This window comes from Lacticaseibacillus daqingensis (assembly GCF_003946115.1).
In the GTDB taxonomy this organism is placed as follows: Bacteria; Bacillota; Bacilli; order Lactobacillales; family Lactobacillaceae; genus Lacticaseibacillus; species Lacticaseibacillus daqingensis.
This window is the reverse complement of the sequence record NZ_RHOH01000001.1, coordinates 452,033-470,987: the sequence shown is the minus strand read 5'-3', so window position 1 is coordinate 470,987 and position 18,955 is coordinate 452,033. Positions and strand designations below refer to the sequence as shown.

Annotated in this window: 19 protein-coding genes; 8 read left to right on the top strand and 11 right to left on the bottom strand. The window is 57.7% G+C overall.

Annotated elements, in window-relative coordinates:
- Window positions 1–36: 36 nt before the first annotated feature.
- The 4 genes from EKM88_RS01915 to EKM88_RS01900 form a co-directional block, all read right to left on the bottom strand.
- Window positions 37–2,028 (bottom strand): CocE/NonD family hydrolase, encoded by a 1,992-nt coding sequence (locus EKM88_RS01915; RefSeq protein ID WP_125702536.1) that lies wholly within the window; start codon window positions 2,026–2,028, stop codon window positions 37–39.
- On the bottom strand, window positions 2,015–3,103 hold the full coding sequence (locus EKM88_RS01910; protein WP_125702534.1) for a mandelate racemase/muconate lactonizing enzyme family protein: 1,089 nt from the start codon (window positions 3,101–3,103) through the stop codon (window positions 2,015–2,017). Before EKM88_RS01910 ends, EKM88_RS01915 begins: the two co-directional genes overlap by 14 nt.
- Before the next feature lie 119 nt (window positions 3,104–3,222).
- A complete protein-coding gene (locus tag EKM88_RS01905; protein WP_125702531.1) occupies window positions 3,223–4,131 on the bottom strand; it encodes a DMT family transporter in 909 nt (302 codons plus the stop codon).
- A 58-nt stretch (window positions 4,132–4,189) separates the two neighbouring features.
- Window positions 4,190–4,897 carry an alpha/beta hydrolase gene (locus tag EKM88_RS01900; RefSeq protein WP_125702529.1) on the bottom strand — a complete coding sequence of 236 codons (708 nt, stop codon included), beginning with the start codon at window positions 4,895–4,897 and terminating at the stop codon, window positions 4,190–4,192.
- A gap of 73 nt (window positions 4,898–4,970) precedes the next feature.
- Between EKM88_RS01900 and EKM88_RS01895 the strand changes: the two genes are divergently transcribed.
- Window positions 4,971–5,912, top strand: a complete 942-nt coding sequence (locus tag EKM88_RS01895; protein ID WP_125702527.1) for a DHH family phosphoesterase — start codon at window positions 4,971–4,973, stop codon at window positions 5,910–5,912.
- Window positions 5,913–5,969: 57 nt separating this feature from the next.
- Window positions 5,970–7,379, top strand: a complete 1,410-nt coding sequence (locus EKM88_RS01890) for a C69 family dipeptidase (protein WP_125702525.1) — start codon at window positions 5,970–5,972, stop codon at window positions 7,377–7,379.
- A gap of 662 nt (window positions 7,380–8,041) precedes the next feature.
- Here EKM88_RS01890 and EKM88_RS01885 read toward each other — a convergent pair.
- The 7 genes from EKM88_RS01885 to EKM88_RS01855 form a co-directional block, all read right to left on the bottom strand.
- The gene (locus tag EKM88_RS01885) at window positions 8,042–9,160 is read right to left on the bottom strand and encodes a radical SAM/SPASM domain-containing protein (protein WP_125702524.1); all 1,119 of its coding nucleotides are present in this window, start codon (window positions 9,158–9,160) and stop codon (window positions 8,042–8,044) included.
- 38 nt (window positions 9,161–9,198) lie between these two features.
- Window positions 9,199–9,981 (bottom strand): sulfite exporter TauE/SafE family protein, encoded by a 783-nt coding sequence (locus tag EKM88_RS01880; protein WP_125702522.1) that lies wholly within the window; start codon window positions 9,979–9,981, stop codon window positions 9,199–9,201.
- A 128-nt stretch (window positions 9,982–10,109) separates the two neighbouring features.
- The gene (locus EKM88_RS01875) at window positions 10,110–11,624 is read right to left on the bottom strand and encodes a sulfatase (RefSeq protein WP_125702520.1); all 1,515 of its coding nucleotides are present in this window, start codon (window positions 11,622–11,624) and stop codon (window positions 10,110–10,112) included.
- A 21-nt stretch (window positions 11,625–11,645) separates the two neighbouring features.
- Window positions 11,646–12,473 (bottom strand): PTS system mannose/fructose/sorbose family transporter subunit IID, encoded by an 828-nt coding sequence (locus EKM88_RS01870; protein ID WP_125702518.1) that lies wholly within the window; start codon window positions 12,471–12,473, stop codon window positions 11,646–11,648.
- Window positions 12,470–13,276 (bottom strand): PTS mannose/fructose/sorbose/N-acetylgalactosamine transporter subunit IIC, encoded by an 807-nt coding sequence (locus tag EKM88_RS01865; RefSeq protein ID WP_125702516.1) that lies wholly within the window; start codon window positions 13,274–13,276, stop codon window positions 12,470–12,472. Before EKM88_RS01865 ends, EKM88_RS01870 begins: the two co-directional genes overlap by 4 nt.
- Before the next feature lie 46 nt (window positions 13,277–13,322).
- Complete coding sequence (locus EKM88_RS01860) at window positions 13,323–13,796, bottom strand: PTS system mannose/fructose/N-acetylgalactosamine-transporter subunit IIB (protein ID WP_125702514.1); 474 nt, start codon at window positions 13,794–13,796, stop codon at window positions 13,323–13,325.
- An 11-nt stretch (window positions 13,797–13,807) separates the two neighbouring features.
- A complete protein-coding gene (locus EKM88_RS01855; protein WP_125702512.1) occupies window positions 13,808–14,230 on the bottom strand; it encodes a PTS sugar transporter subunit IIA in 423 nt (140 codons plus the stop codon).
- Between the two features lie 137 nt (window positions 14,231–14,367).
- On the opposite strand from EKM88_RS01855, the gene EKM88_RS01850 reads away from it, so the two are divergent.
- The 6 genes from EKM88_RS01850 (at window position 14,368) to EKM88_RS01825 (ending at window position 18,836) form a co-directional block, all read left to right on the top strand.
- Window positions 14,368–15,126, top strand: a complete 759-nt coding sequence (locus tag EKM88_RS01850) for a DeoR/GlpR family DNA-binding transcription regulator (protein ID WP_164511968.1) — start codon at window positions 14,368–14,370, stop codon at window positions 15,124–15,126.
- A 269-nt stretch (window positions 15,127–15,395) separates the two neighbouring features.
- Window positions 15,396–16,157, top strand: coding sequence for a DeoR/GlpR family DNA-binding transcription regulator (locus EKM88_RS01845; RefSeq protein WP_125702509.1), 762 nt, complete (start codon window positions 15,396–15,398; stop codon window positions 16,155–16,157).
- A gap of 23 nt (window positions 16,158–16,180) precedes the next feature.
- The gene (lacA, locus tag EKM88_RS01840; protein WP_125702506.1) at window positions 16,181–16,609 is read left to right on the top strand and encodes a galactose-6-phosphate isomerase subunit LacA; all 429 of its coding nucleotides are present in this window, start codon (window positions 16,181–16,183) and stop codon (window positions 16,607–16,609) included.
- A 23-nt stretch (window positions 16,610–16,632) separates the two neighbouring features.
- Window positions 16,633–17,151 carry a galactose-6-phosphate isomerase subunit LacB gene (gene lacB, locus EKM88_RS01835; protein ID WP_125702504.1) on the top strand — a complete coding sequence of 173 codons (519 nt, stop codon included), beginning with the start codon at window positions 16,633–16,635 and terminating at the stop codon, window positions 17,149–17,151.
- 129 nt (window positions 17,152–17,280) lie between these two features.
- Window positions 17,281–17,964, top strand: a complete 684-nt coding sequence (locus EKM88_RS01830; protein ID WP_125702502.1) for a DUF4867 family protein — start codon at window positions 17,281–17,283, stop codon at window positions 17,962–17,964.
- Window positions 17,961–18,836 (top strand): aldose 1-epimerase family protein, encoded by an 876-nt coding sequence (locus EKM88_RS01825; protein ID WP_125702500.1) that lies wholly within the window; start codon window positions 17,961–17,963, stop codon window positions 18,834–18,836. Before EKM88_RS01830 ends, EKM88_RS01825 begins: the two co-directional genes overlap by 4 nt.
- The last annotated feature ends 119 nt before the right edge of the window (window positions 18,837–18,955 follow it).

Here is an 18,955-nt window from a genome sequence, read left to right as displayed (position 1 = left end):
GTAAAAAGGACGCATCATGCGTCCTTTTTATTTGCTTTAATCTGCCACCACGGTGAACGTCACCGTGCCGCCCTGCCCGGGCCCGGTCACGATCGTCTGGTGCGCGACCACTGCGGTCGTCCCTGCGGCGCCGGCGGCCGTGTTGGTGTTGGGGAAAATCAGATTGTCCGCCGCACTGGCAATGTCCAGCCGCAGGCGGTGCCCGGCGGCCAGACGGTACGCCGTTTTTTGCGTGCGAATACGATAATGCGCGGTGGCCCCCGGCGTCAGCAGTGTCGGGTCGGCTAGGCCGTTGCGGTAGCGCGCGTTCAGCACCTGGTCGGCTAGGTTGATGCTTTGCCCATCAGGGGTGACATCGGTCAATCTGACCACCCAGTCGGTGTTGACCGCACTGGACTGGGCGTCAAAGGCGACGTCAAACCAGCCTGCGACGGTCATCGGCTGGGCCAATGGCGCGCTGGTGAAGCTGACCACATCAGACCGCGCCTCAACCGGTTGGTAGTCGTTGGGGTACTGGAACTCATTGGCGCTGACATCGAGCAGCTGCGGGGTCGGGTCGGCTGGATCGTAGTCGTAGCTGACTGTCCCCGCTTGCGTTGGCGCATCCGGCGCCAGCGTCCCGGTGGTCGCGTCCAGGTGCCAAGTCGTCTCGGTCCCTTCCGGGGGAAAAGTGGTCGCGGTGCGCCAGCGGTCCTCATGGATCACGTAATATTCGACGGTGGGCCCCTGCTCGACCCCATTGGCAACGCCGTTTAGGAAGTGGTCGAACCACTGCTGGTGAATCAGATCAATATCAAACCGCAGCGCTTGTTCGCCCAGATGGACAGGGCCGAGGTCGTATTGACTGTTGCCGCCATGCAGCCATGGGCCGAGGATCACGCGGCGCTGGGTCGCCGGGTAGTGCGCGGTGGCCAGCAGGGCATCGGTGGTGCCCACGCCGTCATCGTCGTACCAGCCGCTTTGGATCAGCACCGGTACCTGCATGCCGGCCACGCGCGTTGGCCAGTCCATCGCCTGATGCCAGGCATCATAGTCCGGGTGGGCCATGATGGTCGAGAAGCCCGAGATCTCATGGCCAAGGCCGACCACCGGAATGTTTTGGAACGGCCGCACCTTCAGCAGGTCCGCCCAGTCGGTGCGCTGCATTTTGGTTGGATCAAAATACCGTTCACCGGTCGCAAAGAGCCAGGAGGCCACGGCCGACAGCGGTGCGCCGTTGCGGTAGAACATGTCATCGAACGGCCCGCCGGAGGTGACCTGGCTGATCATCGTGGTCAGGTGCGGGCTGCGGCTGGCGGCCGCGGCCCACTGCACACCGCCGCTGTATGAACCGCCAAACATGCCGATTTTGCCGGTGGACCAGGACTGCGCCGCCAGCCAATCCAAGGCGTCTTCGCCATCCGCCTCCTCGTGCACCATCGGCACCCACTCGCCCTGCGAGTCGTTGCGCCCACGCACGTCCTGAATTACCACGACGAACCCGCGCTGGGCAAAATGCGCCAGCCCCGCTTCGTACAGCTGGCGGCCGTACGGGGTGCGCATGAACACCACTGCCGCCGGGCCCGGCGTGGTCGGCAGCTGCACGGTGGTGGCCAACTGCACCCCGTCGCGCATCGGCACCTGCGCGGTGAAGGCCGCCGGCAGCGGCGCCGGTGCCTCAAGCAGCAACCCCGCGGCCTGCCAAGCGGCCAGGCTGGACTGCGCCTCAAGCCCGCGCGCGATCACCACCTCGGTCGCGCTATTATTGGTGGTTTCCGCCCCCACTACGCGCCCATCATGCACCAACAAATTCACGGCCGGGCGCGCATCGCGTTGTTGCCAGACACGGCCCCCAGCCGCTTCGGTGTAGCGTGCGCCATGTGCGCGCAACTCCCCTTCGACCAGGGGTGGTAGCGGCTGACCCGCCCAGTTTTGCGCCCACTGGGGAAGGTCCAAGCGGCTCGCCACCGTGACCGCGACCGGCGTTCCTGGGGTGACGGTGAAACTGGCCCGCCGCACCCCGCATTGGTAGACATCATAAACGGTCATTCAGCGCCTCCTCATCCACGGTCACGCCCAGCCCCGGGGCATCGCTGAGCACGAGCTGCTCACCGGTTTGGGTGAAGCCGCCCTGCAGCCACGGGGTCTCTTCCAGTAACAGCACCGAGTCCAGGTCACAATCCCGCACGTTGGCGTGCGCAGCGGCAAAATGCGCGGCGGCCGCAATCCCCAGCCGGCTTTCCGCCATGCAGCCGATCATGCAGTAGACGCCGGCAGCCTCGGCCACGCGGTTGATGGCTTCCGCGCCCCACAGCCCGCTGGCCTTCATCAGCTTGATGTTGATCGCGTCACACGCCCCGGCAGCCACCGCGGCGGCCGCATCGTGGGCATCGTGCACGGTTTCGTCCAGCATCAGATCCTGCGTGATGCCGGCGCGCACCAGCGGATTGCCGGCGGTTTGCCACGCCGGGAGCGGCTGCTCCACAATGGTCAGGTTGGGCACGTCGAACTGGCGCATCATGCGGATCGTCTGCTTGGGCGTCCAGCCTTGGTTGGCATCGAGCTTCAGGCTGACGGTTGGCGGCACCGCGGCCAGAATACCGGCGATGACGGTGCGGTCGTGCGCCTCATCCAGACCCGTTTTGATTTTGAGCGCCGTGAAGCCTTCTGCCACGCGGGCCTTGGCCTCAGCGATCATCACCGAAGCCGAGTTGAGCATTACGGTGATGTCGGTCGTGACCGCGTTGGCGTTACCGCCGAGCAGCTGGTACAGCGGCAGCCCAGTGTGCTTGCCCAGCAGGTCGTACAGCGCCAGGTCGATGCCGGCCTTGAGTGCGGTGTGGCCGAGCAGTGCGGCGTCCATGCGCCGGTGTGCGGCCTCGATGCTCAGCGGGTCGGTGCCCACCAGCACCGGTCGCAGCGTAGCCAAAGCCGCGATCGAGCTGGCGACCGTTTCCCCCGTCACCTGCTCGACCGGATTGGCCTCACCGTAGCCGACCAGCCCCGTGTCGGTTTCAAGCCGCACGAGCAGGCTGGGCACCGCATCGAAGGTGGCGAAGGTCACCGTCGCGGGTTGGCGCAGGTGCAGCATCATGCGGTGCACGGTCAGCGTCTTGATTTGCATGGTCATCCCTCCAATTCTGATTGCATTCAGCTTACAAGACTGACTATTAAAGTCAAGTGAAAACATGAGATTAAAATGAGAGCAGACAAAAAGGCCGCCGGTTTGCGACGGCCTCACCCTTAGCGTTCCCCGTGCACCCGCCGCCGAAACGGCCACAGGTGGCGCAACCCGACCTGCATCGTCAAAAGCGCCACGACGATCAGGGTCCCACCGATCAACAGGTTGGTCGTGAACGGTTCAAATCCCAGCACCACCGAGAACACGCTGCCAAACAGCGACTCGGTCATCAGGATCAGCCCCGCCGGCGTCGGGTCGGTGAAGCGTTGTCCCACCAGCTGCAGGGTCTGCGCGCCAAAGGATGACACGATACCCAGGATCACCACCGGCCACAGCCCGGCCTGCCAGTCGATCGCGCCGTACGTCCCGCGCTCGAACAGCCCTGACCACAGAAAGCCGAAGCCGCCTTGCGTCACGCCGAGCATGAACGCCAGGATCCACGGCGCGGTGCGGGTCGCCGTCATGCCGAAGTACACGATCTGCAGCGCGTAGAAAAACGCCGACACGATCGTCAGCACATCCCCGAGGTGCAGCGAAAAGCCTTGGCTGACCACATTGGTCAAAAACGCCATGCCGATCATGCACACCACGATCGCCAGGTAGCTCTTGGCTTCGGGTCGCTGGTGGAACAACACCCACACGATGAACGGCACGATCACCACGTAAGTCGCAGTCAAAAAAGCGTTGCTGGCCGGCGTTGTATCACTGAGCCCGATCGTCTGAAACTGAAAGCCCAGGAAGTTGATTCCCCCGGCGATCAGGCCCACCTTTAAGTCGGCGCGCGTCATTCGGTTGATCGTGCGATGGAACGCCGCGTAGGCTAGCACCGCATAGATCAGCCCGCGGATGCCATTGATCAGTCCCGCCGGCATGCCCGCATTGGTCGCTTGCTTGGACCAGATGTAGCCGGCGCCCCAGATGGTCGCCGCCAACAGCAGCAGCCCGTTGGCCCGAGTCTTCGATAATTGCATGATGCGCCCCCAAAGTCAGTCTAGCGATTAGAGTACCATGAAATCTCTTTGCGTGCACTCATTTCAGGGTTACCAGCCACCGCGTCAGCTGCGCGGCGACCCATTTCTGCTGCGCTGCGTTGCTGACCGTGGCGGCGCGGTCCCCTTTTTGACCGCCGTACGCGCCAAAGCCGGCGTGATTGCCCCCGGTCAGCTGGGCAAACGTTGTGGCCGCGGGCAGGTTTGCCTTCGCCTTGCGCCACGCCGACCAGCTGAGCACCCCATCGCGGCTGCCCATCAGCGACAGCGCCGGCACATCGGTCAGCTTACCCTTGGCGTCCGGGTAGCTGGCAAGGAAAAACACCCCGGCCAGGCCCTGCGGGTGCGCCGCCGCGTACCGGCTCGCCATCACCCCACCCAGCGAGTGCCCGCCGATGACATAGCGCTGGCCGGCCTTCACCACCGTGTCCGCCCGGTTGCCCCCGAGCACCGCGAGATCATAGGGAAAGCTGACGATCGCCACCCGGTAGCCGGCCGCGGCCACCCGCTGGGCCCAGAGGCTGTACGCCGCCGGGTCAACGAACGCCCCGGGGTACACCACCACCGTCAGCTTGGCGCGCTTGGGCCCGAAGACCCGCGTGTCGCCGACTGCCGCGGCTGTCGCGGCGACTTGGGCGGCCGCCGGCGTGGCCGGGTGCGCTTGGGCGCGCAAGGCAATGTGACCGCCGAGCCCCAGCAAAGCCAGAACCGCGAACAAGATGAACAGGAGCTTGGTGCGTTTTTTCATGCGAGAACCCTCCAATTGCGCGTGCGTCTTGTCTCCTATTCTACTAGAATAAAGGCAGAATGGAGGCGCCACAATGTCTGCAACCTTAGAAACCCTACTGGCCGCGTTCGACCAGTACGACACCATCATCATTCACCGCCACCTCAACCCGGACCCCGATGCCATCGGGGCGCAAACCGGGCTGCAGGCCGCCCTGCAAGCCGCTTACCCGACCAAAACCGTCTACGCCGCCGGGCCCGCGGAGCCGGCCTTGACCTGGATCGGCCCGGCCGACCAAGTCCCCGTCGCCGCTTACGCCGACGCCTTGGTCGTGGTGATCGACACCGCCAACATCCCGCGCATCGCCGGTGACCACTGGCAAACCGGTAAGCTGGTGATGAAAATCGACCACCACCCCGACCGCGAGCCGTTCGGGGACCTCAGCTACGTCGACACCTCCGCGTCCTCCAGCTCAGAGATCGTCGCCGACCTGATCGCGGCCAGCGACCGGTTAGCGCTGGACCCCACGGTGGCGGCACGCCTGTACGCCGGCATCATCGGCGACACCGGCCGCTTCCTGTACGACCTGACCCGCCCGTCCACCCACCGCGTGGCGGCACAGCTGCTTGAAACCGGCATCGATGCGCCTGCCATCGGCCGCCGCGAAAACGAGTGGACCCCGCCCATCGCCAAGCTGATCGGCTACGGTCTCACCCACGTGACGGTGTCGGCCAACGGTGCCGGGCGCCTGACGCTGGATCAGACCACGCTGGATGAGCTTGGGCTGACCAACAATGACGCCCAGCGCGTTGTTGGGCCACTGGGCCAGCTCAGCACCATTCAGGCCTGGGCCGTCTTCACCGCCCGCCCGGACGGCCGCTACCGCGTGGAGCTGCGGAGCAAGACCGTCAGCATCAACCCGCTCGCCGTCGCGCACGGCGGCGGGGGCCACCCACTGGCCAGCGGCGCCATCGCGCAAGACCTGGCCGAGTGCGACGCCATCGCCACTGAGCTGGACGTCCTGCTTCAGGCCTAGCCGAATCGCGGCAACAGGCTTACAATTGACCTAATATTCGAGAAAGAGATGACCATTTTGACGAAACGAATCAAAGGTTCCTGCACCACCATCCTCGTCGGTAAAAACGCCAGCCTGGACGGCTCCACCATCATCGCGCGCAACGAAGACGGCAACTCCCCACTGCACCCGCAGAAGTTCGTGCTGGTGAAGCCCGAGGATCAGCCGCGCCACTACCAAAGCGTGCTCAGCCGATTCAACCTTGACCTGCCGGAGAACCCGCTGGCCTACACCGCCACGCCGGAAGCCGTGGACGGGCACGGCTTGTGGGCCGCCGCTGGGATCAACAGCGCCAACGTTGCGATGACCTCGACCGAAACGATCACCACCAACAGCCGCATCCTGGGCATCGACCCGCTGGTTGACAGCGGCCTCGGTGAAGAGGACATGCCAACCATCACCCTGCCGTACATCAAGAGCGCCCGCGAAGGTGTCGAACGCCTCGGTGCCTTGCTGACCGAGTACGGGACGTACGAAACCAACGGCATCTGTTTTGCCGACAAGGATGAGGTCTGGTACTTCGAATCCATCGCCGGCCACCACTGGGCCGCCGTGCGCATCCCAGATGACGCCTACGTGGTCGCCCCGAACCGCTTCAACATCACCGACTTTGACTTCGACTCCGAAGACACGCTGTGCTCCGCAGACCTCAAGGCCTTAGTCGACGACAACCAGCTCAACCCGGATCCGGTGGGCTACAACCTGCGCCACATCTTCGGCTCCGCCTCCTTCAAGGACACCCGCTACAACAACCCGCGGGCGTGGTACGGCCAAAAGTATTTCAACCCCGAATTTGACACCACCCCGATCGACCAGGACCTGCCGTTCATCTGCCGGACCGACCACAAGATCTCGATCGAAGACGTCAAGCTCGTGCTGTCCTCTCACTACCAAAACACGCCCTACGACGTGTACGGCACGCAAGGCACCCCAGAACAAAAGAAGCTGTACCGGCCGATCGGCATCAACCGCAACCAGGAGCTGCACATCCTGCAGATCCGCAACAACGTGCCCGCCGCCCTCGCCGGCATCCACTGGCTGGCGTTTGGCCCGAACACCTTCAACGCCGTGATCCCGTTTTACGCCAACGTCACCGACACGCCGGCGACCTACCGCGACACCACCGGCGAGTTCGACGCCACCAAGATGTACTGGCTCTCTAACCTCATGGCGGTGTTCGGCGACACCGACTTCGCGCTGTTCGAAGACCAAGAGAACGTCTTTGAAGAAAACACCGTGGCGGCCTGCCGCTACCTGCAGCGCCAAGCCGACGCGGCCGCTGCAACGCAAGCGGACCTGCCGGCCTACCTGACGACCATCAATGACCAAATGGCGGCGCTGTCCTTCAAGAACAGTAACAAGCTGCTCGGCCAGATGGTTGAACTGGCGGCGCCACGCATGAAGTTGCAGTTCACCCTGCACGACTAGCCGCATGTGTCGATTATTTTTCTAGCTGATCCAGGCCCTCCGCACACACAAGCGGAGGGCCTGGATTTTTATTATCGGAGGAAATACAACTCAAGTCAGTGGGTCAAAAGCCTCTTTTTGTGTAAAATAGATTCAAACGATAATTGGTTTCGCGCAATCGATCGTCGCGCCCAATCGATTCTCGTTCTCATTTCACTTTTGGCAGTACCATTACCGGCCTTTCCGCTACGGTCAGGCAGTGGCGGCACAACAGCTCCCGGGGCCGTTCCAATCAGATGAGCGAGGTGACTCATATTGTTCTATTGGCTGCTCGAAGCACTAGCGTTTTTTGCCGAACTCTCCGGTGTTTTGATCCTCATCGTCTTAGTGCTTATCCTTCGTACCCTCATTCAGATTCGCAAGCGCTTGTCCGAGTAAGTGTCCTGCCCTTAAGCCCTAATGCAACCACCCCCAAGCCTTCCGTGCGCTTGAGGGTGGTTTTTTTCTGGCCCCAGTCGCGGCACGGGGGGCCATCCGGGCCACGCCATTCTGCCGCCGCCTTCAGCGTCGGTGCTAGTTTAAGCCCGACGATTTGCCTGCGCAGGCCAGTCAAAAACACGCAACGCGGCCCGCCGCATTGCGTGCACTTTTATTGATTCCTGTTTCCCGTGGCGCGTCCCCACCTAAACGCGCGCACACTGCTGAACGAGGCTAAGGATTTGATCCTGTCTCGGGACGATCGTCTCCAACAGTTGCCGATACCCGCAGAAATCTCCCTTCGCGTTGACGTACATCGCATCCTTCATCCGCTTACAGCCCCCACAGCACAGCCGCTTGAATGGGCAGCTGTCGCAGTACGCAGGCAGTTCCCGCTTGGTCGACATGAAGGTCAACGCCCGTGGTTGGTTGAACAATTCCTTGAGCGTTTGTTCTTGGATATAGCCCAACTTGTATTCATCCAGCGCATAAAAGTCACAAGGATAAACGCTGCCATCCGCCTCGATCACGTACTGAATGCGGCACGGGCCGGTGATGCCGCACGCTGTTGCCTGGCCAAACTTGAACAGGTTGATCACGTCATCAAACAGCTTCACACTCTGGTAGTGACCGTCTGCCAACTGCTCGAGCCACAGCTTGAAGTAGGTCTGATAAAAAGCGGCAAAGCGCTCCGGCGTCAGCGCGTAACCACTGCGTTCCGTGGCATCCAGCTCATCCAAGCAGGGAATGAACTGCACATACGCCACGTGATTGGCTTTGAAGTAGTTAAAGACCTTCCGCGCATGCTTGGCCAGTGGATTGGTCAGCACGCACAACACGTTATAGGGGATCTGGTATTGATCAAACAATTCCTTGGTTTGATGCACGCGAAAGAACGTGCCGCGGCCGTGCGTGTCCAGGCGATTCAAGTCGTGATAAATGGGGGTGCCGTCCATTGACAGGCCCACCAAAAAGTCGTTGGCCTTCAGGAAGCGACACCACGCTTCGTTGATCACCATCCCGTTGGTTTGCAGGGCGTAGTGCACCGTCACCGCCTTAGCCTGAGTCTGCACGGTGGCAATAAAGTGTTCAAAATAACGAAGCCCGGCCAAGGTCGGCTCGCCGCCTTGAAAGGCGATAGTCAACTCATCCCCGTCATCAAGGTCCGCATAAACACTGGCCACGAGCTGATCGACCAGCCCCAACTTCATTCGGCCAAACGACCGCACCTCGCGCATCGAGCTAACATTCGCATAGAAGCAATACTTGCAGCGCAGGTTGCACAGCGCCGAGGCCGGTTTGATCAAAATCGAAACACTTTTCATGGCACGACTCCCGTTCTGACTTGTTCAGTCAATATCATTCAGACGCATAACATGACCCCGTTGTAGAGGTTGATCACGATGACAAACAGAATCATCGCTTGAAAAACAATGGTGACGTACCGTGGCGACAACAGATGGCTGAGATGCGCCCCGATCAATCCACCCAGAATGGCGCTTGGGATAACGAATGCCAAGATGCCTAAATCAAACGTCAGCAGCTGCCCGGTCAGCGCGATCGAGACCAGCTTCGACAGCTGTGAAAAGAAAATCGTCCCGATCGAGTAAACCGTCGCCAGCTTGATCGGCATCCCAAACATCAACATCAACAGCGAGACATTGATCGGGCCGCCGCCGATCCCCAGCAGGCTGGCGAAGAAGCCAAGCAGGGCCCCACACGCGAGATACCAACCAAACGCAGCTAAGTGTGCCCCCTGCCAGTCATTGCGCGTGTACAAAAGGGCGAACAGCAGCGTCACGATCGTGATCACGATTTGAATCAGCTTAACCGTTCCCTCGTTCTGGCACACCCTCAGCAGCCAATTCAATGCCGCATTCCCCGCCCAGCCACCGCCAAGCGCGCCGAGCGCGATCCCCAGCAGCATCCGGCCTTCGATCTTGACGCCGCTTCGAACCTGCCTGAGGGTCGACACAGCCGACATCGTGAAAACCGCCGTGGCCGAATAGAATGAGATGGCGGCCACGCTGTGCGCGCCAATCAAATCAAACACCGGCTTAATGATCACCCCGCCGCCCATTCCCGACACGGCCCCCAGCGAATTGGCCAGTAAAATCACCACAAAGTACAAAAGTCCTATTTGCATCTGCTCTCCTTGCTTCAATCAGTTCAACAGTGAACGCCGCGCTAGGTTGCCCCTAATTCGTCAGCAAAGCCCTGCAGCGACAACTGCAGGGCTTTGCACCATCAACCACACCCCGGTGGCGTGCGACGTTAATTCGTTGCGGCTTGATATTCGGATTCAAGTTGTAGCCGCTCATACTGCTCAACCGGTGCGTCATTTGCAATCATCTCACGAACCAAGGCTCGCTTATACCGTGTCGTTAGGTTCTCATCGGTGATCGGCTGGCGCTGGCCCGGATCGGTATCCAAGTCAAACAGCAGACTGTCCCGAGTGAAGGCACTCATGTCACCCAAGCCGTCGAGAATTGCAGGCGACAACACGGGCACTCTGTAGACGGGATACTGCGTCCGCTTCAGGAATCGGCCCATCTGAATGTCCTGAGGATTGGCTTCCCCTAACCAGTGTCGAATCGTTGTCGGGATCCCGGCATATTCGAACAGTGGCTTGTTATCTGCTTTAGGGGCACGGAAGTAGGTCTTATGACCATCTGTGATGTTGACCGTGATGCCGTGTGCGCCATAAATGGCGTACTGCTTACCATTGGTCGGTTCGGCCACGCTGGTGTCAAAGAGCGGCGCCCATGACTTGCCGCGAACATCCGGCGGGATTGGAACGTTGAAGTAATCCAAGATCGTTGGCATCACATCAATGTTCTGCGACAGATTCTGGGTTCGTTCACCGTTCCGCCGCCCCCGGGGATCGTGCACCATCAGCGGCAGGGCTGCCAGTTCGTTGAAGTTATGCATATAGTTCTTGCCGAACAAGCCACGATCGCCGAGGAAGTACCCGTGATCAGAGGTCACGATAATGAGCGTGTCATCGTACATATTCAGCGCCTTGAGCTTGGCAATTAGCTGACCAAAGTGGTGGTCGGTCATCGTCACCAGCGCTGAATAACGGTTGCGAATGTATTCCTCGGCCCGCTTAGGCACGTCCACTTTACCGTACACGGGGGTCTCGAAGTACGGCCCATCGTAATTCGGATCGTACTGCTTCATATATTTGCTTGGAACATCGAACGGCTCATGGGGATCAAATACTTCACACTGGAGAAAGAAGTTATCTTCCCCTTGGTTTTGATCCAGCCAGTCACACGCTGAACGAAATGTGCGCGGCGTCGGGTATTCATCCTCGTTCTCGTACCACTTAGTCCGATTGGCCTGATACTGACGCCGAAGCCGACCATAGTAGTCCTCCGGCATCCACTCTGGATCCTTGATCGTTGAGACCCAAGGATCACCTTCTTGACCGCGATGCATGTCCCAAGTCGTAAACTGGTTGATATAATCTTCTCCGCCCTGCCGGAAATAATGGCAGTGATCAGTCGTCAGATGGGTAAAAACGTCCGCTTGCTGAAGCATCTTGGGGAACGTCACATCGTATGGCTCAATCGGCCCCCACGACCGTTCCAGAAAATTCAACCGCCCCGTCATCAGGTCTCGCCGTGCAGGCATGCAAGGCGTCGACCCAATGTAGTGGCTATCAAACACTAATGATTCTTTCGCAAACGCATCCAGGTTTGGCGTTTTGATCGGCGTGTCCGGATTGTAACAACTCAGCGCATCTTTTCTCAGGGTATCCATCAATACCAGAACTGCGCGCATAATGACCTTCCTTTCTTAACGTCAGGCAATGATACCAAAGGCGGAAAGGGCAATTGCGACGATGATAATGCCAAAAATCAAAGCCACAACGTGCTTGCCGTTCCACTTCTTGATCAGGTACAGGCAGAGTAACGTAATCAACAGTGGGAGAACAAACGGGACCACCTTGTCCAACATCGATTGAACATCAATTGCCGTCTTCCCGCTCCCGTATTTAAGGCCGGTTTTTAACGTCACGGTTGACGTGATCAACGCGCCGGTGACCATCACCCCGAGAACATTGGCCCCGGTACTGATACGATCGAGGATCTTCTTCCCATTGGCGGAAGTCAGCAGCGAACGGCCCTGATTGTAGCCCCACATCGTGCCATAGTACTTCAACGGCCAATACAGCCCATTGATCATCAGGAACATCAGGATGACGCCCAGGAAGTTCCCCTGAATTGCGAACGATGCCCCAATCGAGCCTGCAATCGGCGTCCAGGTGAAGTTCAGCATGCTATCCCCGAGCCCAGCAAGCGGGCCCATCAAACTCGTCTTAACCGCGATGACAGAGTCTTTTTCGTCTTCAGCCGTGTTTTCTTCCATCGCAGCCGTGATCCCGAGAATAAATGGATTCAGCGCGGGGTGACTGTTGAAGAATTCCAAGTGACGTTTTTGCGCCGCGACACGTTGCTCCTTTGGCTTGCCCTTGTACAAGCGGCTCAAAACCGGTTGCAGGGCATACAGTGTCCCCAGACTCTGCATCCGTTCATAGTTATGCGAGAACTGGATGGTCCAGGAAGCGCGCCAAAACATTTTGAAGAGATCTTTCTTCGTCAGCTTATTCTCTTGCGTGACTTCGGTCATAGGTCATAGCTCCCTTCATCATCATCTGCCACGGTGACCTTGGACGTGTCGCTTTCCTGATCGGACGTTTCAACGGCCCCTTCACGGTTTTGAATCATGTCGTAGATCGCCGCAAAGCACAGTGCGATCGCGGCAATTGCCATCGTTGGCAGCTGCATCCATGCCGCAAACGCAAAGCCAAGCGTCAGGAAAATCCACATATCCTTCTTCATCATCATCGACAGCAACATCCCAAGCCCAACTGCTGGGATGATCTTAGACGAAACCGTCAACCCGGTCATTACCCACGCGGGCACCATCGCCAACACGGTCTTGATGGCGCCTGCGCCAAGATAAACCGCGATAAAGACCGGTACAAACCGACTGAGGAAGAACGTTAATGCGCCAAGCCACTGTAACTTATCGATCTTGTAAAACTCACCGGATTCAACGACCTTATCTGCCCGGTGAACTAAGACCACGTTAAAGGTCATGATGATCATACTGAGCTGTTGAACCAACAAGGCAACGGGAATCGCAACCGCCACGCCCGCAGCCGTTCCTTTACCAGACATGATCCCGATCGCAGTCCCAACGACCGCACCCGAGATGACATCAGGCGGCTGATAGGCGCCCACATTGTTCGTGCCTAGCCACATAAGTTCCAAGGTCCCTGCAATAATCAACCCTTGAACCGGATCGCCTAGAATCAGACCAACCACGACCCCCGCCAGCAGCGGACGCCGGAACCCTAAGTGGGGGCCGAATTGATCCAATGCACACAAGCCAGCCCATATCGAAATGATAATCGACTGAAGTAGCATATCTTCTCCTCCTATTTCGCGTGCCAGCGTGAGCTAGCAGACGCAATCAGACACGCAATGTGGCATAATCCACACGCGGATCCTTTGGCACCATCTGAACATTGATGAACACGCCTTTTTCTTCGAGTGACTTGAACGCTGCATCTTCTTCCGGAGTGACCGAAATTGCCTTATGTACGCGTTCGCGCTTTTCGTTGTAGCGCATCCCACCTGCATTGACTTCCTTAATGTCTAAGCCCTCATTCACGAGGTACAGAATATCAATTGGGTTCGTAAATAATAGCATCGTCCGTTTCTTAATCGGATTCTTCTTCATCACCTTGCCGAACTGCTCGACGCCAAAGATCATGACCTTGACCCCTTCCGGCACGGCAAAATTCGCGACAGACTGAGCGACGGGATCGTTCTTTGTCTTGTCGTCAATAATCAAAATCTGTTCAATCTCATAGTTCTTGGTCCAAGTTGTGGCAACCTGGCCGTGAATCAAACGATCATCAATTCTTACAAGTTCTATTGCCATGGTGATCCTCCTTAGAGTGCAAAGTCTTCTTCGGACTCACGCTGTACCAAATCTTCCGGCTTGAAACTATTCAATCCCTTTGTATAGGACTGTTTCCCGATCTCAACGAGTTCATCCAGTGATTTATCAGCTGCCATGAACATCTCGATGACCATCGGTAGGTTTAATCCAGTTAGAATTCGCACGTTGCTTTTACCGACAATAAATCGCATACTTGCATTTGATGGCGTTCCGCCCAAAATGTCGCACAGAATCACCGTATCTGCCTGTCCCGATTCATCATAGGCCGCCTCAATTTGTGCTGTCATGCCCTCCAACGTGGTATCATTCACAACTGATAACGTTCTCACGTTGTCCTGAGGGCCCAAGATCATCTCGGCGCTGCCAAGCACCCCTGAAGCGAGTGGGCCGTGACTAACTAGGATATACTGCAATCAGAATCTCCCCTTTCTTTGTAAACGCATTCGTCTTTAACAACAGCAGAATACACCCGCGAAGCAACAGGGGTCAACAGTAAATGTTCATCTTTGTTAATTTTTGGGTAGTTTTGTTATTCAGGAGGCACAGTCAATTGTTAAAACATGAACGCCAGGCGATGGAGCTTGAGCTAATTAAAAAAAACCAAGTCATGTCCGTTAGATCACTCGAAGATGCGCTTGGCGTTTCGGGCATGACGATTCGCAGGGACCTTGAGGAACTGACCGCAGGTAACCTGATCAAGCGAATCTACGGCGGCGTCACAAGCATCGACTTCGACATCAGCCAATCGAGTTCGTTCAAAGATAACCAGATGCTCCACTTCGATGAAAAATCCGCGATTGCGGCCAAGGCAGCTTCAACGATTGAACCCGGTGACTTCATCTACTTGGGGCCGGGGACAACCAACGAACTCATCGTTGACTACCTCCCCACCACGGACATCCAAGTCGTCACCTCCAACATTGCGGCCTTTAACAAGATGACCACCATGCCCAACTCGCCAACCTTGATCCTGGTTGGTGGGCTGTATGATGCCAAGTCTGATTCTGTGAACGGTAATCTAGCGGAACGTATGCTCCAACCGATGCAGTTTGACAAGTCGTTCATCAGCGTTCGCGGGATCGACCAGCTCTCGCTCACCACGTTCAATAGTAACGCCGCGGAACTTCAGGGGCTTGCGCTCTCAAATAGCCGCGAGCGCTACATCATCAGTGACTTGTTTAAAATGGGGCAGCGCGCGTTCTTCGAGTTTTACCAGATGAAGCCAGACGACCATCTCATCACAAATTCGCAATTAGATGAACACTTTATCGACTTCTATTCAAAAAACGTGAAGTTGATCCTGGCATAAAATAACGTAACTTTTTCACAATTCGCCCCAAAACAGGCTGTTCACCCACCAGGTGAACAGCCTGTTTTCGATACAGAAAAATTTTTTGATATAGTACAGGCGCCCGACTCAATGGCAATTCTGCCAGCCCAAGCGGCACCCCGTAACTCAGGTTAGCTGTCCATAACTGAACCGAAATTCAATTAAACCCCTTGACGAGGGGGCAGCAGGATGCTAATCTGTGCACGTGAACAAAGTTGAACATTTATGAACACGAAAGGGGTGAGCAAATGCTCAAGCACGAACGTCAGCTGTTGATCCAGAAACTCGTCAACCAGCGCGGCGCCGCTTCCGTCAACGAGATCGGGGAAGCGCTCAGCGTCTCGCCAATGACCGTCCGGCGTGACCTGGAAGTTCTCGACACGCATCATGCGTTGCTCAGAGTTCATGGTGGTGCACAAAGCTTAACCATGAAGGCGTTACCCGAGCTTTCCCGGATCCAGAAGCGCAATCTCAACGTTTCCGAGAAAGACGAGGTCGCGCAAATTGCGGCCAGTCTGATTCAACCAGGCGATATCGTTTACCTCGGCCCAGGCACAACCAACGAACTGATCGCGGCACACCTGTTGGTCGGCGATGTTCGTATGATCACGAATAGTCTACCTGTGTTCGAAAGTTTTCAGGAGCGTGCCGACCAGTTTCAACTTCAACTGATTGGTGGCAGCTATCGCGCCCGCTCTGGGGCCTTCATCGGTAGCCTGGCCAACGATGTCCTCTCTCACCTGCGAACCACTAAAGCGTTCATCAGCGTGAACGGGGTGAAGGACAACGCCATCAGCAACGCCAACCCCGAGGAAGGTCAGACGCAGCGCATCGCCTTAGACAATACGGCGCACCGGTATGTTGTTGCTGACCTCAGCAAGCTCAACAAGCAAGACTTCTATTCCTTTTACGATTTGAGCCAGGTGGATCGATTGATCACCAATCCTGCCATCAATCGCAACGATGTCGCAACTTACAGCAAATACACGACCGTCATGACGACGGCCTAACTCAACACGGAGGAGATTTCATTATGGATGTAGTTATTGGCGCAGATACAGACGGTTTTGCGATGAAGGAAGCCGTCAAGCAATACTTAATCGCGCACGAATATCGGGTGATCGATGTGACGCCCGAACCCGCTTCGGACTTCGTTGATTCTTCCGTTGCCGTGGCTGAAAAAATTTTGAGCGGTGCCGCGCACAAGGCAATCATGTTCGACCGTTACGGCGTGGGCTCGGCGATGGCGTCCAACAAGCTGAAGGGCATGGTGACCGCGAACGTCACCGAAGAAAACACCGCCCACATGACGGCGGAGCACAACGGTGCCAAGGCCATTTCGATCGGCACCGGCATCATCGGCCTCGACAAGGCACTGACGATGATCCAACGCTATCTGGACACAGAGTACGCCGGCGGCCGGCATCAGGTTCGGCTCGACATGCTCGAAAAGATGATCTAGGCCATCAGAAAGGAAGCACTCAAATGATTATTGCCATCGGGAACGATCACATTGTGACAGACGTTAAGATCCAGATTTCGAACATGCTCAAGGACTTGGGGTATGACGTGATTGATGAAGGCACCTACGACACGCACCGCACGCACTACCCGATTTATGGGAAAAAGGTGGCGGAGGATGTCGCAGATGGCCGCGCTGATCTCGGTGTTGTCCTGTGCGGCACAGGCATTGGCATCTCCACCGCGGCGAACAAGAATGAAGGCATTCGCGCCGCATTGGTTGGCGATGTGACCAGCGCGGTTTACGCCCGCGAGCAGCTGAATGCCAATGTCATCGGCTTCGGCGGTGCGACCACGGGTGAGCACTTGGCTGAAGACATCGTGAAGGCCTTTCTCAACGCCACCTACAAGGCCGATGACGCCAACAAGGCCATCATCGACAAGATCGATCACCTCGCAACGCCGAACCCCGACCAAAAGGACAACCCCCACTTCTTTGATGAGGAAATCGAGAAGTGGAACGAAGGCGTCTACCACGACTAACCGATGAGTCGCCCGACCGCGACCTAATTCGCCGTGTCCCCCCACTAAGCCGTTCCCCACTTCTGGGCGCGGCTTTTTTCAAACCGTTGGGGCAAAGTCCCCGTCACCACACCGCAAAAGGAGGTTATCATGAATCAACTTGAACAGCTACGTCAGCTCAACCCAGACCGGCAAATTCGCACGCTCGATGAGCCCGAATTTGCGCGTTTCGGCCTCGTGTATGCCCAATACCCCCTCCATGAACTCGACCAATTCATGGCCACCATTTCGATTCCTGCCGGCGCCAACGTTTACACGCCCACCAACCCGGCAATGGAGCGCCTCCCCATCATCCAAACCATCGGTGCGGATGTCTTCGCCGGCCTGCCCATCGAAGCCGGCGAGTGTGCCGGCCACAGTACGGCACTGACCGCCGTTGAGTACCATCAAGGAAGCGAACTGAACATCTTCAGCACCCCAGTCGTGATGGTGCTGGGCAAGCGCAGCCAGATGCACGCCGGCCAGTTCAATGCCGCCCAGGACGCCCAACTCTTCTACGTTCCCGCCGGCACTGTCGTTGAATTTTTCAGCGACACCCTGCATTACAGCCCGTGTGAAGTTACGACCGCGGGCTTCAAGTTCGTTGTGATGCTACTTCGCGGTTCCAACCAACCGCTACCGGCCGACTTTCACAGCGACAACTCCCTTATCGTCAAGCAAAACAAGTTTCAAGTGGTGCATGCTTCGCGCACCGATAAGATCGCCCAGGGCGCTCAAGTCGGCGTGATCGGTGAGCTCGTGCGCATCACTCCCCTTCAGGAGGTGGAAGCATGATCACACTCGAAAATTCACAGTTCACCGCCACCATCAGCGCTGATGGCGCGGAGTTGACCACGCTGTCTCGCAAGGCGGACAAGCGTCAAGTAATTTGGACGGATGAGACGGGTCAGTACTGGCAGCGCCATGCGCCCGTTCTTTTCCCCGTCATCGGCCGCTCCAATCAGGATCAGTACACCCTCGATGGCACCGTCTATCCCATGCGCCAGCACGGGTTTGCGCGCGATATGCGTTTTCAGACCATCACCCAGGATACTGACGACACGGTTGCGCTAACGCTGCACGCAACCGACGCAACCAACGCGCAGTACCCGTTTGATTTTGCGCTGACCATCACCTACCACCTGACCACGACAGGTCTTCAGATCACTTACGCCGTGGTGAACCATGACCGGCGGCCGATGCCATTTGCGCTCGGGTTTCACCCGGCATTCACGCTGACGCAGCCGATGGATGCGTACACCGTGACGCTGCACAACGCGACCCTGCCCCTACATAAGTTTGGGGTCGGCCCGCTACCGTTTCGCAACGGTGAGATCGAGCCGTTGAAGGAAGCAGACGGCGCCCAGCTTGCATTGACCCATGAACGCCTGAACCACGGGCTGATTCTGATCGATGCGCCCGAGGCGACCGGGGTCACACTGGCCCGCACAGACGGCAAGGAGTCGCTGACACTGAGCCTCACCGATTTCCCCTACCTCGCCATCTGGAGCCCGGCGGATCTGTTGGCCCCATTCGTCTGCCTGGAACCCTTCAACGGTCTACCGGATCAAATCGGTGCCCCGACCAACTGGTATCAAAAGGCCGGCAACATGATCGCTGCGCCGGGTGAAACGCGGCAGTTTGGTCTGACGATGCGCCTCGACTGAGCAAAAGCAGTTTCGGTTCTGGCCCAAGTCTCACAAGATGACCGCTACAACTCGCTTGTCTCAAACTCAAACAAGGCCACAATACGATTTCCTGCATTGTGGCCTTGTTCGTTTAATTA

Coding starts and splice junctions, on each gene's coding strand:
- EKM88_RS01845 (WP_125702509.1), top strand. CDS start 15,396: ATGCTCAAGCACGAACGTCAGCTGTTGATCCAGAAACTCGTCAACCAG.
- EKM88_RS01885 (WP_125702524.1), bottom strand. CDS start 9,160: ATGAAAAGTGTTTCGATTTTGATCAAACCGGCCTCGGCGCTGTGCAAC.
- EKM88_RS01870 (WP_125702518.1), bottom strand. CDS start 12,473: ATGACCGAAGTCACGCAAGAGAATAAGCTGACGAAGAAAGATCTCTTC.
- EKM88_RS01825 (WP_125702500.1), top strand. CDS start 17,961: ATGATCACACTCGAAAATTCACAGTTCACCGCCACCATCAGCGCTGAT.
- EKM88_RS01915 (WP_125702536.1), bottom strand. CDS start 2,028: ATGACCGTTTATGATGTCTACCAATGCGGGGTGCGGCGGGCCAGTTTC.
- EKM88_RS01910 (WP_125702534.1), bottom strand. CDS start 3,103: ATGCAAATCAAGACGCTGACCGTGCACCGCATGATGCTGCACCTGCGC.
- EKM88_RS01865 (WP_125702516.1), bottom strand. CDS start 13,276: ATGCTACTTCAGTCGATTATCATTTCGATATGGGCTGGCTTGTGTGCA.
- EKM88_RS01895 (WP_125702527.1), top strand. CDS start 4,971: ATGTCTGCAACCTTAGAAACCCTACTGGCCGCGTTCGACCAGTACGAC.
- EKM88_RS01830 (WP_125702502.1), top strand. CDS start 17,281: ATGAATCAACTTGAACAGCTACGTCAGCTCAACCCAGACCGGCAAATT.
- EKM88_RS01875 (WP_125702520.1), bottom strand. CDS start 11,624: ATGCGCGCAGTTCTGGTATTGATGGATACCCTGAGAAAAGATGCGCTG.
- EKM88_RS01880 (WP_125702522.1), bottom strand. CDS start 9,981: ATGCAAATAGGACTTTTGTACTTTGTGGTGATTTTACTGGCCAATTCG.
- EKM88_RS01900 (WP_125702529.1), bottom strand. CDS start 4,897: ATGAAAAAACGCACCAAGCTCCTGTTCATCTTGTTCGCGGTTCTGGCT.
- EKM88_RS01905 (WP_125702531.1), bottom strand. CDS start 4,131: ATGCAATTATCGAAGACTCGGGCCAACGGGCTGCTGCTGTTGGCGGCG.
- lacA (WP_125702506.1), top strand. CDS start 16,181: ATGGATGTAGTTATTGGCGCAGATACAGACGGTTTTGCGATGAAGGAA.
- EKM88_RS01860 (WP_125702514.1), bottom strand. CDS start 13,796: ATGGCAATAGAACTTGTAAGAATTGATGATCGTTTGATTCACGGCCAG.
- lacB (WP_125702504.1), top strand. CDS start 16,633: ATGATTATTGCCATCGGGAACGATCACATTGTGACAGACGTTAAGATC.